Source organism: Wolbachia endosymbiont (group B) of Xanthorhoe designata, assembly GCF_964028585.1.
Lineage (GTDB): Bacteria > Pseudomonadota > Alphaproteobacteria > Rickettsiales > Anaplasmataceae > Wolbachia.
Genome location: NZ_OZ034794.1, coordinates 572,255 through 588,042 on the forward strand (window position 1 = coordinate 572,255; position 15,788 = coordinate 588,042).

The following is a 15,788-nucleotide window of genomic DNA, read 5'->3' on the forward strand; positions in this document are numbered from 1 at the left end:
GAGGGATTATTATGGTAGCACTTCTAAGTGTGACAGAAGGCAAGAATAAAGTGATCGTATCTGGGTTGATTGGGCTTTCATCAACCTTGGTGTTTTTGACAGTGATTCACATTGCTGCAAAAATAGCCATTATAGTTACTGCTGCTGCAGTTACTTACTTATTACTTTTGCTGATTCATAAAATAAGAACTAAAAAAGAACAGCCTGCTGAAATTACTGGTGTTTCAGGAGATAAAGTTTCAGAAGATGAAGGGTATATCAGTGTTGATGAAGGTGAAGAAAAAGATACCGTAAAAGAACCAGAAAGAACTGAAACTGAGTTAGAAGAAGAAATAATAAGGAAAAGAGCACAAGAACGCATGGAGAAAGGATCACTTGGTGGCCCTATAAATGCGTTTGGCGAACCAATTCATGTAACTATAGATGCTGAAAATAGTAATCCTGTTGATTATACAAAAACTATGGTAGTGCCTGAGAAAATTATTCTTGGCATGCCAGATGATAAAACTCTTACACAAAATAGCTCTAGCTCTATAAAGAATCAGATGAAATCTCTTCCTGAACACATGGATGTATCTGGTAATCCACTTCCTGAGCAGCCACCAAGCAACCTTCCCAATATAGGGCCTAAGTCTAAAAGTACGCAGAAACTATCTGCTGCAGACTTGCTATTACGGTATGGGAATGTAAATAATGATGTGAGGAAAGTGCTAGAATGGCCAATTACCTCAAAGGAGTTTAATGGGTTAGGGTTTAACAGGTAGTTGCTATATCAAACTCTCCATCTTATATTGAGGATCAGATGCAATCCCATACACTCTATTTGGCGGAGCAATTTTGTTCTCTATACCAAAAACTATACCTTCAATTATTGCTGTGAGTACTTTTTCAAGGTTACAATCTGCTCCAGGAACACGGTGCTCTAGGCGGCATCTTTTGGAATCGTTGCCAAAATAGGGGATTCTTATTGCAGCAGTTCTGTTATTCACTCCCCAACTAATCGTCGTTGGAGTATGAATATCTGGGTACTGAAATCTTAAATACGAATCATCATTTGGAGCAAAAAACAACATATGTTTTTTCATCATTGCACATAGTCCACCTATGCTGTGAATCAGGTGGTCACTATATTTTTGTTTGCTGCTGTAAAATAAGTTATCGTTATTTGAATTCATAAGGTTAACATGCACATTTAATGCACTGCCTGCTCTATCCAGATAAGGCTTTGCTTTAAAAGAAACATTTCCCCCAAGTTTTTGTGCTACTTCAGTAAGTAATTGTTTTGCCAACTCAAAATGCATAATTAAATTATCAGAGCTCGTATAACAGTCACTTTTTATCTCATATTGGTTTAAAGAACTCTCTTTCTCACAAAAAAATCCAAGAGAAGCTATTTTATTTTTGATGCTATTCAGAAATAAATATTCTTTTTTTATTCCCTCAGTGTAAAACTCCAGTTCAATACCGAATACAGTATTATGACTCAAATTACTTAATATAATCATAAATTTGCTTTAATAAATTTATACTAAATTAGCTATATTTATGCGAGTACTTTACTTATTTATCAGTAAATTTAATATCTTATTTATACATAATATATTACTATTTTTTTAATAACATACTTCTAACCCTCGGTACAAGCGACATTTACAAATTGATTGTTTTTATTTCAAAAAAATGATCAATTTTAGTGCTTTTATACTCTTTACAACTCGTCAAAAAATCTACATAATTTTAAGTATGTATTAAGTAGTGTTAGCTTTTTATCTTGCAGTAAGCTATTGATTATCTTGCATCTTTCTGATTATTGTTCTTTCTTGGTGTGGTATATGAGCTTAATTAACCCTAAGGTTTCTACTATGTTTTTTGATCAGATTATTACAGTAACGGACCACAATGTTACTTGGGAAAAAATCCAAAATTATCTCCATAATCTCTATGGAGAAGCAACATATAACAGCTGGCTGAGTTCACTAAGGTTTATCAGCAACAGAAATGGAGAAGTTTTGTTGTCTGTACCAACAAGATTTATAAAGGAGTGGATTGCAGTTCACTACATGGAAAAAATATTATCATTATGGCAAAGCGAAGATCAAAGTGTATGTTCTATTGATATTCAATTAATTGAAGAAAGAAATTCAAATTCTAATACGATACTAAAAAATAGAGAGGAAAATAATCATAATCTTGGTTCACCACTAGATACCAGATTCACTTTTGATAATTTTGTGGTAGGAAAGTCAAATGAGTTAGCATTTACAGCGGCAAAGCGTGTAGCGGAATCTATAGATCCAATATCAGGAAGCAACCCTTTATTTCTATATGGTGGAGTGGGACTTGGTAAAACACATTTAATGCATGCTATAGCTTGGGACATAGTCAATTCTCCGTCAGCAAAAAGAAAAGTGGTATATTTATCAGCAGAGAAATTTATGTATCAATATATTACGGCGCTGCGGAGCAAAGATATTATGTTATTTAAAGAGCAATTTAGATCAGTAGATGTATTGATGGTAGATGATGTGCAATTTATCAGTGGTAAAGATAGTACACAAGAAGAATTTTTTCACACTTTCAATGCATTGATAGACCAAAATAAACAATTGGTTATATCAGCTGATAGGTCTCCTAGTGATCTTGATGGAGTAGAAGAAAGAATAAAATCACGACTTGGTTGGGGATTAGTTGCAGATATTAATGAAACAACTTTTGAATTAAGACTTGGTATATTGCAGGCGAAAGTGGAACGAATGAATATGTATGTTCCAAAGGATGTCCTAGAATTTTTGGCAAGGAATATAAAATCCAATATAAGAGAACTAGAAGGAGCATTAAATAAGGTTGCTCATACCTCGTTAATTGGAAGAAGCATGACAGTAGAATCAGCTAGTGAGACCCTGATTGATCTTCTTAGGTCAAATCATAGGTCAATCACAATAGAAGAAATACAGAAAAAAATAGCTGAATTTTTCAATATAAAGATTGCAGATATGCAATCTAATAGAAGGCTCCGTAGTCTTGCGAGGCCGAGACAAATAGCTATGTATTTCGCAAAGAAGTTTACGCAAAAAAGTTTGCCAGATATTGGAAGAAATTTTGGTGGTAGAGATCATGCTACTGTTATACACGCAGTCAAACAAGTGGAAAATTTCATAAGAACTGATCCAAAATTTGCTGATGAAATCAATCGATTAAAAAAGATGTTTAAGTAGCACTTTATTAATGACAACCAGACTGTTTTCATTTTTTTTGATCAAATATCTTTTTCAAGTAGATTAAGTAAATCAAAGATCATTATTAGTATAAGCTAAGAGAAAATAGCTAGTCGATTGCTTAAAAAGTATATAAAATCATAATTTAAGTAGGAAATATGGCAATTAGACTTATTCCAGATAATCTTGATATAAAATTTAGTAAATATAGAAATTTGACAGCACTTGTTAGCGTTATTCTTATCATTTTTTCAATGCTTACTTTTATGCTGCGTGGAATGAATTTGGGTATAGACTTTACAGGTGGAATTTTGATAGAGATAAAATCTTCAAGCAAGGATGATGCTATTCTCAGTATACTAAAAGAGAGTGGATTTACGATACAGAGTTCAAAAGCTGGTGATAACTTAGTTGTGCGGTTTAAAGATGAAGGAGATGAAGATAAAATTAAAAAGGTTAAAAGTATATTAGAAAGCAAATTAGGTAATTTAGTAACTTATCGCAAAATAGATTATGTTGGTCCACAAATAGGCTCAACGCAGATATTTGAAGGGATATCAGCCATGTTAATTGCAATTATTGGAATATTTTTTTATGTTTGGCTTAGATTTAACTGGCAGTGTGGACTTGGTGGAATAATGGCACTGATCCATGATGTGATTTTAACTCTTGGCTTTATCAGTTTAACGAGTATTGAGTTTAATATTTCATCAGTTGCAGCTCTCCTTACCGTAATTGGCTACTCAATCAATAACTCAGTGGTTATATATGATCGGATTCGAGAGTATCAAAAAAGTGGAAAAAATGCAAAAATAGGTGAAGTAGTTGATGCCAGCATTAATTCGACGCTATTTCGAACTATGTTAACTTCAGGTACTACTCTTCTTGCCGCTCTTCCTTTAGTGCTGATTTGTACAGGTATGGTCAGAGACTTCTGCTTAATCATTTCTTTTGGCATTGCAATCGGCACCTGTTCCGCAATATTTATCTCTGCTCCTATATTGACCTGCAGAGCGTTGATAAGTAGAGTATAGAACGTTTAACTACGATATAATATCAACTTATTATCCCTAATAGTAAAATGAAAATATCTCAAAAAGCTCATGCCAAGTAATGAATGGGACATAGAGTGAGTATTAACACTAGCGCGCACATCATTAATTAAAAAATTTCCTATTTTAACTTGAGGGATGTGAACAACACCAGCTTTTATTTGACCTTTTGCAGTTTCATATATTTTAAAATCTTGAATGTTTTGTAAGTTAATACCAGCATGTAACGCATCTTTTTGCGATAGAACAATATCAGTTGCTCCGGTATCAAGCAAAAACGTTATATTACGATCATTGACTTGAGCTTGAATATAAAAGTGTCCATCGTATGACTTTGTAAATTCAATACTTCCGCCATTTTGAACCCTTCCTGTGTACGGTAGAAAAGTGCTCAGAAACCTATTGCTTAGTTTATCTCCTTGTGAATCAATAAACATTGCAGTAATGACTATTATCAGTAGCCAAATAACTAGATTTTTTGCTGCATTCATATTATTAAAATTTGAAGCTATAAGAGTAAATTTTTAAGATTAGCGTTAAAAGCTATTATTAAAAATAAGTAAATCTTATTGTTTTAGTACAATATTTAATATATACTTTAAGGAGGTATGTTCGATTTAATTTCATGTCAGAAGCAAAAAATTTAATTTTAGCAACAATTCTTTCTATATTGATTATAGTATCATGGCATATTATTTATGATAATTTTCTTAACACGAGCCAAAGACAACCATCGATTGAAAATATTGAACATATCGAATCTTCTAACGACCTTGCTCCTATGATATACCAAAATCGTTCTGAAATTATTAATTCTACTAGAGAACAGAGAGTTAATTTAACCAATAACATGCTTGAAGGATCAATTTCTCTGAAAGGCGCAAGGTTTGATGACTTAATCTTAACTAACTACCACTTAGAACCGAGTTCTTCTTCTTCACAAGTGGTGTTACTGTCACCTGCAGAATCAAAAGATGTATATTTCGCAGAATTTGGGTGGCTCGATCCGAATGAAAAGATTAAAGTTCCAGATTATAAAACAGTATGGCAAGCAGATAAACTCAATCAAAAAGAGGTCAATTTATTTTGGAATAATGGAAATGGCATTTTATTTAGAATGAAAATTAGCCTTGACGATAACTACATGTTTAAAGTTGAGCAAATTATTGAAAACAATACAAAAGATAATGTAGTTTTGGTTCCCTATGGTAAAATCAATCGTAAACGTGATAATATTAATGAATCCTATTGGATATCACATGAAGGAGTACTAGGTGCATTTAACAATAAGCTAGAGGAGTGGACATATAAGGATATTTCTAAGAAGCGTTTAATAAAGGCAAGCACGAGTGAAAAAAGTTGGTTTGGTTTTGCTGATAAATACTGGCTTACAGCCATCATACCTGAGAAATCAGATAAAATAAATGTGAGCATTAAACACACGAATGTTAATAACATTGATAAGTTTCAAGCAGATTTTGTTAGACCTTACACACACATACTCCCTGGTACAAGTGCTTCTACTCTGAACTACTTTTTTGCTGGGGCAAAGAAATTGAATTTACTTGATTCTTATAAAGACACTCTCAATATACCTTTGTTTGATAAGGCTGTAGATTTTGGTGTTCTTTATTTTATAACCAAGCCGGTGTTTTTACTGCTTGAATATTTTAACTTTGTTTTGAAAAATTTTGGCTTAGCAATATTATTGCTAACTTTAGTAATCAAACTTTTAATGCTTCCCTTATCTAATAGATCATATATTTCGATGTTCAAGGTGAAAAGCCTGCAGCCTGAATTAACTCGTATAAAAGAGTTGTACAAAAATGACAGCTTAAAGCAGCACAAAGAGACAATTGCGTTGTTCAAGAGAAACAATGTAAATCCAATGTCGAGCATTTTCCCTATGCTCATACAAATACCAGTATTTTTTGCTCTGTATAAAGTATTATTTGTTACTATAGAGATGAGACACGCCCCTTTTTATTTATGGATTAAGGATCTTTCAGCTTCTGATCCAACAAACATTTTTACATTATTTGGGTTATTTAATTATAACTTTCCTATTTCTATAGGCATTTTACCTATAATTTTTGGCGCTACCATGATAATTCAGCAGAAGCTAAGTGAGAAAGATCAAACCAGTAAAGATGATATTCAAGTAAATGTTATGAAGTTTTTACCTTACATTTCTGTCTTTATTTTTTCTTCTTTTCCTGCCGGCCTGGTAATATATTGGATATTTAGTAATATTATAACTCTGGTTCAACAATACTTAATAAAGTTCTTCTTAACAAGAAAAGTCGGGATAAATGTCGAAAATACTAATAGTTAATTCAATTTATTATACCGAAATAGCGAACCTTTTGCTTGAAGGTGCAGTCGATAGATTAAAAGAAAGTCATGCAAGCTATGACATAATTGAAGTTCCTGGTGCATTTGAGATACCAGCTACAATTCTCTTTGCAGTAAAAAGCAAGAATGCTAATTATGACGGTTATTTAGCTCTTGGGTGCGTGATTCGCGGTGAAACTGATCATTATAAATACGTTTGTAAAGGAGTAATTGAAGGCTTAAATGAAGTTATTATGCATTATGCAATACCCCTTGGTATAGGCGTAATTACCGCTGACAGCAAAGATAAAGCACTAATTAGAGCTGACAAAAATAAAAAGAACGTTGGTGGTCATGCAGCCTCAACTGTTTTGCATATGATAGATCTACACAATAAATTAAAATAATGGAGGAAAAACCAATAGATAAAAAGTGGCGCATAAAAAGAAGTACGGCAAGATTTCTTGCTGTACAAATTGCTTATTCAAATATTTTTGTAAGTTACAACAAAAGCACTTTTAAATTGGAAAATTGTGAGCTTAAGGACTACATAAGTACGTTGAAAGATATATTTGAATGTGAAGAATTTGAACATCAGTTCTTAGAAAACTTGTTATGTAAGGTTATAAAAAGCAGTGAAGAATATGATAAAATAATAGAGTCTTATTTACACCCAAGCTGGTCACTTTCACGATTAAATCTTATAAGCTTATCTATTTTGCGTATTGCAGTATGTGAGTTAATTGATTTTGATACACCAGCACCAATTGTTATTAATGAATATACTAACATTGCATCTGATTTACTTGATGCTCCAAACAAAATTGGCTTTATTAATGGGTTGTTAGATAAGGTAAAGGATGCAGTCAGACTAAATAAAAATCCTTAGCAAATTTCTTACAAGTATGTGAATATCTATTTTTTGAGACAGTTTCTACAATAAGTTTAAGTCATTAACACTAAAAAATGAAGGGAAGACTTATTCCTTTTATACTTGGCTGATTAATAATCTTTCTGGCTTTTCGTGTTCAACTTTTGGTGACTTAACAATTGAGCTTGGCACAAATTCGATGATTATTTCTTTAGCATCATTTTCTTCAACGCCTAAACCTAACGTTTCTAATTCCTGTTCACAATTTATCTGTTCAAATATACTATCCCCTTTCTTCTTGTATAGCTGATGTAGATCAAGGAGTTTAGTGTTGCCAAGCAAGATCGGATCAGGATTATCCTTGTATTTAATCTGGCCATAACTTGCAGCTTTGAATATTTCACCTTTTGAGTTAGTAAAATCTATGATATATTCACCATTTTCGTTCTTATAGTTCTCTTCAATAAATTTAAGATCTTTATCTGTTACCTGCAACATCAGGTATCTTTGATAGCTACCAGTAACAATTCTCGGAGCTTTAAGCTCAGATATTTCATTATTTTTCATGATGGAATATGTTACTGAAGCAATCAGTGCAACGGTAACAGTTGCAAGTAGATTCATTCCAATTGGCCCTATCATCAAAGCTGAAGACGTCCAACATGGAGCTGAAAGTGCTGTTGCTGCACTTATGACACATAGAGAAGTAAGTACTATAAGTACAATGTTTGTTTTTTGAAGATAGCTCTTAGAAGTTAACATAATTATCTCATTTAAATAAGTTGAAGTAATATGTAAAAAATTATTATTGTCAACTTATAAGCAATAAATTATCTACCACTTGAGCCAAAGCCCCCTTCATTGCGGACGGTTTCTTCTGTGTAGAATTCTTCTCTGTCATCCCAAATTACTTGAGATACAGGAGTAATGAGGATTTGTGCGATTCTATCTCCTCTTTTTATTTCATATGGCTGATTACTTAGATTGATTAGGCAAACTTTAACTTCACCTCGATAATCGGAGTCTATAGTGCCCGGAGAATTTAAGACAGTGATTCCATATTTTGCAGCAAGCCCAGAACGTGGGCGAACTTGCCCTTCAAAACCGTTTGGTATTGCAATCACAATGCCAGTTGGAATAAGTAACCTTTCAAGTGGATTTAAAATAACAGAGTCGTCCAATGCAGCATAAAGATCCATGCCAGCACTCTGCATAGTTGCATAACAGGGAAGAGGCAAGCTTTTGCCATGTGATAACTTTTTTATTTCTACTTTAATTTTATCTCTTTGCATTTTTATTCACCAGTTATGAAAATTTGATTGTAGCATGTAAATTATGCCTGTAAAAGATAAGAAAACTACTTGACAAATTTTTCAGCTTCCTTACTATAAAATTGAAGTTGTTTTATTGCCTTCAATCTATGCAGATTAGACGACAAAAGTATTATACAGTTGGCGTCTTATAAATCTTTGCGCTATGTGCACTTTATGTCTTCACAATAATTTCTAGGGTTTTCACCTAATATAAGCTGAAGCGAGCTTATAAAATGTTTAAATACAGTATAGAACGCCAATTTTTAGGATTAGAGAGTAACAACTAGCTAACACTTTTACCTTTTTTTATTAGTAAATTTCTTAACGTTTATATAGAGGGTGTCATTCCAGTGCGTGACGCTGGTTCCTAGATCTCAGTGCCTGGGCACTGGGATGACAAAAAAGGGGTACTTGAATGACATACTTGAATTTACGCTATAAAGTGAACCGGTTTGGTGTGCTGCTGTTGTTTGCAGTATTGTAGTGCTAATTTTTTACTTCGGTAGTCTTTTTATTGTCATTATAATTATAAGAATAGTTGAGGCCAATTAATATGAAAACTTTTACGAAAAATTTTAAAGGTAAGGAAAGAAAGCTAGAAGAGTTCAATGAGAAAGTTGAAGACATATCAGCTGTAGCTCAAGATAAGTTTGCACATGAACTTGAAAATATCGCATATGAAAGTGTGCAGAAATTTCGCAGTCTACTTGCTAAAGAGATAAACTCCACTTTCAATAACATTCATTCTCAGAATGTCAATCTACTAAAATCCGGCCTAAAAAAAGGAGAAACAGCGTTAATACGTTCTCTTCTCAATATACTTGTACGATAGAGTTGCTGCTGCAACTTAATATTAAGTGATAACTAAAATAAGTAAGATTTTTTATGGATAAGTCTTACTTATTTTAGCTATATATAGAAAAGGAGGGTTGTTATGTCAACAAGACCAAAGTATCCCATCATAAATATACGACGTAAATCTAAGCCTAAATCTTTTCCAGTAACTTTAGGAGAGGTTAAATCTTTTTTACGAATTGAAAATGATCAAGATGATAAGTTGATTTCAAGTTTTATTTTTATGGCAACTGATTATGCTCAGTGGCATATGGAAAAGTCTCTAGTAAAGCAAACTTGGCAAGTTTCATATGAAGGCTATATACCTCGTAGAATCTATTTAAGTTATGGTCCTGTGAACAAAATAATATTGGCTACTGATAAAAATCGAAAACTTAGTTATTATTTTAGTGACGTAGGGAGCTATATTGAATTTTTCAATTATTTAAACATAATAAGGGCTGATGTTGTATATGAAGCTGGTTATGATAGCGTTCCTGAGCAAATAAAGCTAGGTATTATACAGCATGTTTCTGCTCTTTATAAAAATCGTGAGCCAGGGGTAAGTAGCCATTTATCTGAGGTAAAGAAGGTGTATTCTCCATTTCGCGAACCAAAGGTTGTTTTGTGGTTCCTGTTTGTCATTCAATAGCAGATACAACAGATGGTGTCATCCGAGTAGCCCCTTCGATGTCATACCAGTACTGGGATCCAGTTTTTTCATGATCATCAAAATGTTGTATTTTAAAATAAAACGGCTACTTTTATGCTTACCAACTTAATAAAATTCCTGGATCCCAGTACTGGTATGACAAGAAAGAGCTACTGGAACGACATCATTATAAAGTGAACCAGTGTCTGGGGATGGGATGACATCTTCTTGACAGATAATGTTCGTACAGTAAGCACTAGGATGATACCATCTATTGTACCTGCAAATTGCAATCTTCGTAACCGTATCTGTGAGATGGAAAAAATTCAAATTATAAATGAGTTGTATAATAGTATTTATGCAGCATTAAAAGCAAACTCTGATTTAAAGAAATATGTTACTAACATCTATGATTACCTGCCTAAGCAGGTTACTATTCCTTATCTGAGATTGCGCATAGTAAATTATGTTAACCTGCATATGCTATCTAATTTTGCTACAAAAGTAAGATTTTCATGCGACATATATACTTATCATATAAGCAGCATGCTTGCTGCTATAAAGCATGTTGGCTTGGTGGTAAAGAGCATTAGTAGTGAGACCATTTTGGAAAGTAATTGTGCTATAAATCAGCATGATGAAGTTTTACATTCAGCAATTAATTTTGATATTTTAATACAAGGAGGTAGCGATGAGAAAATTACAGCTGAAAATTAAAGGTCATGACAATAATTTTGTTGTGCTGAATAATATACGAAACTTAAGGTTTACTTTGCGTAATAACAAAGAAGAGATGAAAGATATTTCCTCTTTTGGCTGGAGAAAAGTGCTTGATTGTGCTGGAAGTAGAAAGATTACAATAAAAATTAATGGCATTTTAAATTCAGTATTGGCTGATGAATTATTGCGTAATTCTGCAATGTTAAACTCTAATAATGATTATGAGATTAGCTTTAATGCTAAGGAGAAGATAAAACTCAGATGTTCGGTTGAATTATATGAGAGATATTACGATCCTGCCACTTTTGACAGCTTCACTGTAGTTTTAGCTAGTGCTGAAGTTGTAAACACTTTTCATTAGTGTTAATTTAATTTTTTCATATACAATAATAATAAGTGGGGGTTTTAACTAAATTAAAAAAAATTATGAACGATGAGGATCTTTTCGAAGAAGGAGATGATAATGTTGAAGAGAATAGCGATGACAGAAGAGAAAGGAATTTGAAGAGTGAAAATCAGCTGGAAGAGCAATTTAAAGAGTATTTAAAACCTTTTGAGGATATTTTAAGTCAAATTGATGAAGGAGTTGATAATTTAGATAGCTACGAAAGGACTATGCAAGTAAAGCGAAGTATAGATAGGCTCATAGAAACCTTATATAGTCAAGCAGCATCTGAGGATATTGATGTAGAACTTGAAACCACAAAGCACACTCGCGATAAATCAGAGTCCAAGAAAAGAGTTCTGGAAAAGAGAAGAAAACAATTGATGGAAGAGATCTTAAGTGCTCAACAACAAAAGGAGCTAATGAATAATAGGCAAAAACATGAAGCAGTAAGTGATGGGGATGTTCAGAAGGCAAAAGCACGAATGAAGTCTTCAATTAGGGGAGTGTTGTTTTCAGTTATTGCTCATAGAATGGATCCAAGAAGGAGGGCAGGGGAAACTGCTGATGATAATGAAAAGCAAGCTCGCATATATGGTAGGGAAGCAGTTGGTGGAGCTCTAGGTGCACTTCTGAAAGCATTTTTAACCGCAGTTACTGCCGTTGTACGCGAAATTGCTAAACCACTTCAACATATGAATACACAAGAGACGTCTTTTGCAAAACAAGTTGAAGAAAGCAGAAACCAGGATTCACAAAAAGGTCGATCTGTGTAGGTCAAAGTATAATTTCAAAAAAAATTTTTGAAATCATATGTACTAAACAATATCTACTAAACGCAAATTACAACAAACGCAGTAGCATAATCTTGATCATCACTTAGAGAAAGGTGTATCTTGTAGTCTTTTGAGATGAAATCCTTTGTGATAGCAAGATGTGGTTTTCCCCTGATATTACTGTATATTTCTATATCTTTCATTATAATTCCCTGGCTGAATCCAGTGCCTAGCGCTTTAACAAAAGCTTCCTTTGCAGCAAAGCGTTTAGCAAAATATTTTGCCCTTACTTCTTGGCTATTATATTTTTTGCTTATCTCTATCTCCTTCTTAGTATAGACTTTATTGAGAAATTTTTCCCCGTATTTTTGTGATATTCTCAATATTCTGGGTATATATACTATGTCAGTGCCAATACCGTATATCATTTTGCGCTAAAACGATTTATTGCTTCTTCAACTTGTATTTCCTCTACCTCGCCAGTTGCTCTATTTTTTACTTCAACTATATTTGAAGTTACTGCTTTCTTTCCAATAATTATTTGCCACGGCAAGCCTATCAGATCCATTCTGGCAAATTTCACTCCTACACTTTCGTCCGTATCATCATAAAGCACTTCATCGCTTTTCAAAGCTTTGTATATTTTATCTGCAGCCTCCGTTACTTTCGTTTGTAAATTGATCAAACCAACTTTAAAAGGAGCTACTGCCTCTGGCCAGATAATTCCTTTATCATCATGGAAAGCTTCTATTATTGCGCCAACAAGCCTTGAAACTCCAATACCATACGAACCCATATGCATATTAACATTTTTTCCATCTTGAGAAGTAACACTTGCCTTCATAGGCTTCGAATATTTATCACCAAAATAAAAAATGTGCCCTATTTCAATACCTTTACTAACATTTAACTGTTCTTGCGGTATAGGACAAATTTTAGGGTCATGCATATCGTCTGCAACTGCATATATGCTCTTCAGACTTTCAATATCTTCACTCTCTAGTAGTTCAGAAAATTTATTGTCATAATATAAGGTGCTCTCACCGGTGTTTGCCAATATATGAAATTCATGACTTAAACTTCCTCCAATTGGCCCCGTATCAGCTCGAACTCCAATTGGAGTAAGTCCCATGCGTTTGAAGATTTTTATGTAAGTTTTATACATCAAATTATATGCATTCAATGCACCTTCGTAATCTACATCAAAACTGTATGCATCCTTCATCAGAAATTCCCTGCCTCTCATAACGCCATAACGAGGTCTTACTTCGTCACGAAACTTCCACTGAATTTGATATAAACAAAGTGGCAAATCTTTGTAGCTTTTTACCGTATTTCTAATCAAATCAGTTACCACCTCCTCATGTGTTGGACCAAAAAGCATATCGCTTTCATGCCTATCTTTAATACGCAGCATTTCTTTGCCGTAATCATCGTAACGTCCTGACTCTCGCCAAAGACTTGCTGGCTGCACACAAGGCATCAACACTTCAATAGCACCAATTTCATCTCTGATAATATTTTCAATATTTTTAAGTACCAAAAGGCCAAGCGGTAACCAAGAATAAATTCCAGATGCTGTCTGCTTGATTAAGCCCGCACGTAACAAATATTGATGAGAAATAATTTCAGCACCAGCAGGGGTTTCTTTTAAAGTTGGCAGGTAATATTGAGATAAGCGCATTTGATAAATCTGATTGTACTAAGTAATCTTAATACAATCAGACCTGTAGGTAAACTTATTTTAGGAAAGGAAAGTTGTAGTGTTTTCCTTCTATTTGTTTAAACCTTAGAGATTCTTAATCCTTTCTCCTCAAAAGAAACAATAGATGAATTTTGCACCTCATTACTCACTTGGTTTGCACCACTTCCTTTTGTTGCAGAAGGAGAAGCACCTTTCTCCTTTTTCTCCTGTCTCATCTCTTGTCTTGTCTTATCAAGGTTGATGTAAGGTATAGAATGTGGTTCTGTTTCCCAATCTTCATCATCAGATACATTACCACTATTGCTCAATAAACTATTACTAGGGCTATTTAGTAGTGAAAGTGTACTTACATTTTTGGATAATACTGTTGCTACATCTAGCCGTTGTGCGGGGTTCTTTAGCTCTTTATTGGACGTGTTATTTGGTTCTATAAGTGATCCTTCCAAACTACAAAGAGAATCGTCTCGTTCCTCTAAGGAATCTGATTGTTCATCTTGATAATCTATTCCCTTTCTTCGTTCTAGAATTGTTTCTCTCAAATTATCGGTTTGTTGCCTACCCTCGCTATTGCTTGGCTCTTTGTCAGTTTTTTGACTTTCAACCTTCCTTATTGGACCTGTAGTAGTATCACTATTGCTATGTTCAAGCTTTTTTGCCTCCTGTAAACCACTATTTTGTGGTTGATTTTGATTTAGCGTTTGTACGTCGCTCTCTTGCTTTCCATCTTCAGGAAGATAATGTTTCTGTTTATCTGGAACTTTTTTCAAAGTAGTACCTTTGCTAATCTCTGAAAATAGATTGCTTAGAGCATCTACTAGAGTACCAGATTGTTTTTGCTGCACATCTTTTTGATTAGCATCACTAGGGCTATTTTTTCTTATTACCCTTTGTGCTGTAGATAGATCGTTTGATTTCACAGGTGGCGGAGGTGGTGGTGGCGGTGCGCTGAGTGTTCCAGATATTTCTAGAGATGGTATAGGAGTATTGCTATGTCCGAAGCTTTCTGCTTCTTGTGATTGTTTTCTATTAGGACCTATTTTTTTCTCACTGTTTAACGCAAAAACACATGAATTGATAAGATATGCAGCTGAACTCAACATAACCAATGCAGAAACAGAAGCAATAACTGCAAAAAATACTGGTACTGCAACACCACTTAATACCGCTGAAATCATAAAATACGTGCATACTCCAGCTACAGCACCGGATGTACACAATAACAAAATAGCAATTGAATATTTTAAGCCAGTTGCCTTTTTTTGTTCTGCTAAAGATGATTTTTGATTTTTACTTTCACATTTCATTTCTCCTGGCTTATCCTTATCAAACTGTACACCACTATGTTGTTCAGTCATAGGTTTTTGCGGCACACCCTGTCCAGTATTGATTTCACATCTTTCTTCAAGGGTGTTTTGCCCTTCTAGGGGTTTATTATTCTCTTCCAACTCTGACGATAGATTATAACTATTAGATAGATCTGGTATTGTTTTAGTTCTCTTGCTATCTTCTGAATTACTGAAAGGTTTGTTACTACTACCATTATCTTGTTGAGGACTCAAAACTCTAGGAAATATAGGCTTGGGAGTTGAGCTTCTATTTTTCTCACTCTGTCTAATATTGCTTCCTTCATCTGCAGTTTTGCTATCCACATTATTTTTTTCTTGCATTTTCTTAAATAGTGGATTTTTTGCAAAATTAAGAGATGATTGTTGAACGGGACTCTTAGATTGACCTTTTTTTAGTTCAGTGCGACTGCTAATTCCTGATGTAGCCACATTAGAAGGTTTTTTACTATTACCATTATCCTGTGGAGGTGTCCAATTCTTTAAACCTCCGGGTGGTAAAGGAGGAGGTGGTGGTGGCGGAACTGATGCAGGTATGTTATTATTAGATGAATCAGTAGTAGGCATTTCTCTTCCTTATTATTAATA

General features: G+C 33.8%; 18 protein-coding genes. 11 read left to right on the forward strand and 7 right to left on the reverse strand.

Features of this window, described 5'->3' with window-relative positions:
- The first annotated feature begins 11 nt into the window (after nucleotides 1–11).
- Nucleotides 12–764 (forward strand): hypothetical protein, encoded by a 753-nt coding sequence (locus ABWU64_RS02695; RefSeq protein ID WP_353279818.1) that lies wholly within the window; start codon nucleotides 12–14, stop codon nucleotides 762–764.
- 3 nt (nucleotides 765–767) lie between these two features.
- On the opposite strand, the gene ABWU64_RS02700 is transcribed toward ABWU64_RS02695, so the two are convergent.
- A complete protein-coding gene (locus ABWU64_RS02700) occupies nucleotides 768–1,505 on the reverse strand; it encodes a glutamine synthetase (protein ID WP_015588608.1) in 738 nt (245 codons plus the stop codon).
- A 327-nt stretch (nucleotides 1,506–1,832) separates the two neighbouring features.
- On the opposite strand from ABWU64_RS02700, the gene dnaA reads away from it, so the two are divergent.
- Nucleotides 1,833–3,215, forward strand: a complete 1,383-nt coding sequence (dnaA, locus tag ABWU64_RS02705; RefSeq protein WP_353279819.1) for a chromosomal replication initiator protein DnaA — start codon at nucleotides 1,833–1,835, stop codon at nucleotides 3,213–3,215.
- A 158-nt stretch (nucleotides 3,216–3,373) separates the two neighbouring features.
- The gene (secF, locus tag ABWU64_RS02710; protein WP_135353063.1) at nucleotides 3,374–4,249 is read left to right on the forward strand and encodes a protein translocase subunit SecF; all 876 of its coding nucleotides are present in this window, start codon (nucleotides 3,374–3,376) and stop codon (nucleotides 4,247–4,249) included.
- Between the two features lie 5 nt (nucleotides 4,250–4,254).
- Here the strand turns inward: secF and ABWU64_RS02715 are convergent, their stop codons facing one another.
- Nucleotides 4,255–4,758 (reverse strand): TIGR02281 family clan AA aspartic protease, encoded by a 504-nt coding sequence (locus ABWU64_RS02715; RefSeq protein ID WP_353279820.1) that lies wholly within the window; start codon nucleotides 4,756–4,758, stop codon nucleotides 4,255–4,257.
- Between the two features lie 134 nt (nucleotides 4,759–4,892).
- Here ABWU64_RS02715 and yidC point away from each other — a divergent pair, with 134 nt between their 5' ends.
- Genes yidC through nusB form a run of 3 tightly spaced genes read left to right on the forward strand, consistent with a single transcriptional unit; the run spans nucleotide 4,893 to nucleotide 7,490 of the window.
- Nucleotides 4,893–6,602, forward strand: a complete 1,710-nt coding sequence (yidC, locus tag ABWU64_RS02720) for a membrane protein insertase YidC (protein ID WP_341815874.1) — start codon at nucleotides 4,893–4,895, stop codon at nucleotides 6,600–6,602.
- Nucleotides 6,580–7,008, forward strand: coding sequence for a 6,7-dimethyl-8-ribityllumazine synthase (locus ABWU64_RS02725; protein WP_108784409.1), 429 nt, complete (start codon nucleotides 6,580–6,582; stop codon nucleotides 7,006–7,008). The genes yidC and ABWU64_RS02725 overlap by 23 nt, the downstream gene beginning before the upstream one ends.
- Nucleotides 7,008–7,490 (forward strand): transcription antitermination factor NusB, encoded by a 483-nt coding sequence (gene nusB / locus ABWU64_RS02730; protein WP_108784410.1) that lies wholly within the window; start codon nucleotides 7,008–7,010, stop codon nucleotides 7,488–7,490. Before ABWU64_RS02725 ends, nusB begins: the two co-directional genes overlap by 1 nt.
- A 99-nt stretch (nucleotides 7,491–7,589) precedes the next feature.
- On the opposite strand, the gene ABWU64_RS02735 is transcribed toward nusB, so the two are convergent.
- Together ABWU64_RS02735 and dut are read right to left on the reverse strand one after the other, a co-directional pair.
- On the reverse strand, nucleotides 7,590–8,234 hold the full coding sequence (locus ABWU64_RS02735) for a hypothetical protein (RefSeq protein ID WP_353279821.1): 645 nt from the start codon (nucleotides 8,232–8,234) through the stop codon (nucleotides 7,590–7,592).
- Nucleotides 8,235–8,302: 68 nt separating this feature from the next.
- Nucleotides 8,303–8,764 carry a dUTP diphosphatase gene (gene dut / locus ABWU64_RS02740; RefSeq protein ID WP_214241245.1) on the reverse strand — a complete coding sequence of 154 codons (462 nt, stop codon included), beginning with the start codon at nucleotides 8,762–8,764 and terminating at the stop codon, nucleotides 8,303–8,305.
- 574 nt (nucleotides 8,765–9,338) lie between these two features.
- On the opposite strand from dut, the gene ABWU64_RS02745 reads away from it, so the two are divergent.
- From ABWU64_RS02745 to ABWU64_RS02765, 5 genes are all read left to right on the forward strand, one after another.
- A complete protein-coding gene (locus ABWU64_RS02745) occupies nucleotides 9,339–9,617 on the forward strand; it encodes a hypothetical protein (RefSeq protein WP_341815877.1) in 279 nt (92 codons plus the stop codon).
- A 102-nt stretch (nucleotides 9,618–9,719) separates the two neighbouring features.
- Nucleotides 9,720–10,271, forward strand: coding sequence for a head-tail connector protein (locus ABWU64_RS02750; RefSeq protein WP_353279822.1), 552 nt, complete (start codon nucleotides 9,720–9,722; stop codon nucleotides 10,269–10,271).
- 315 nt (nucleotides 10,272–10,586) lie between these two features.
- A complete protein-coding gene (locus ABWU64_RS02755; protein WP_353279852.1) occupies nucleotides 10,587–10,988 on the forward strand; it encodes a DUF3168 domain-containing protein in 402 nt (133 codons plus the stop codon).
- On the forward strand, nucleotides 10,963–11,352 hold the full coding sequence (locus ABWU64_RS02760) for a phage tail tube protein (protein WP_341815879.1): 390 nt from the start codon (nucleotides 10,963–10,965) through the stop codon (nucleotides 11,350–11,352). The genes ABWU64_RS02755 and ABWU64_RS02760 overlap by 26 nt, the downstream gene beginning before the upstream one ends.
- Before the next feature lie 65 nt (nucleotides 11,353–11,417).
- Nucleotides 11,418–12,152, forward strand: coding sequence for a hypothetical protein (locus tag ABWU64_RS02765; RefSeq protein WP_353279823.1), 735 nt, complete (start codon nucleotides 11,418–11,420; stop codon nucleotides 12,150–12,152).
- Nucleotides 12,153–12,208: 56 nt separating this feature from the next.
- On the opposite strand, the gene ABWU64_RS02770 is transcribed toward ABWU64_RS02765, so the two are convergent.
- The 3 genes from ABWU64_RS02770 to ABWU64_RS02780 all read right to left on the reverse strand — a co-directional run bounded on the left by ABWU64_RS02770 (nucleotide 12,209) and on the right by ABWU64_RS02780 (nucleotide 15,767).
- A complete protein-coding gene (locus ABWU64_RS02770; RefSeq protein ID WP_015587654.1) occupies nucleotides 12,209–12,580 on the reverse strand; it encodes a holo-[acyl-carrier-protein] synthase in 372 nt (123 codons plus the stop codon).
- Nucleotides 12,577–13,836, reverse strand: a complete 1,260-nt coding sequence (gene proS / locus ABWU64_RS02775; RefSeq protein ID WP_015587655.1) for a proline--tRNA ligase — start codon at nucleotides 13,834–13,836, stop codon at nucleotides 12,577–12,579. The genes ABWU64_RS02770 and proS overlap by 4 nt, the downstream gene beginning before the upstream one ends.
- A 98-nt stretch (nucleotides 13,837–13,934) precedes the next feature.
- A complete protein-coding gene (locus tag ABWU64_RS02780) occupies nucleotides 13,935–15,767 on the reverse strand; it encodes a hypothetical protein (protein WP_353279824.1) in 1,833 nt (610 codons plus the stop codon).
- Between the last annotated feature and the right edge of the window lie 21 nt (nucleotides 15,768–15,788).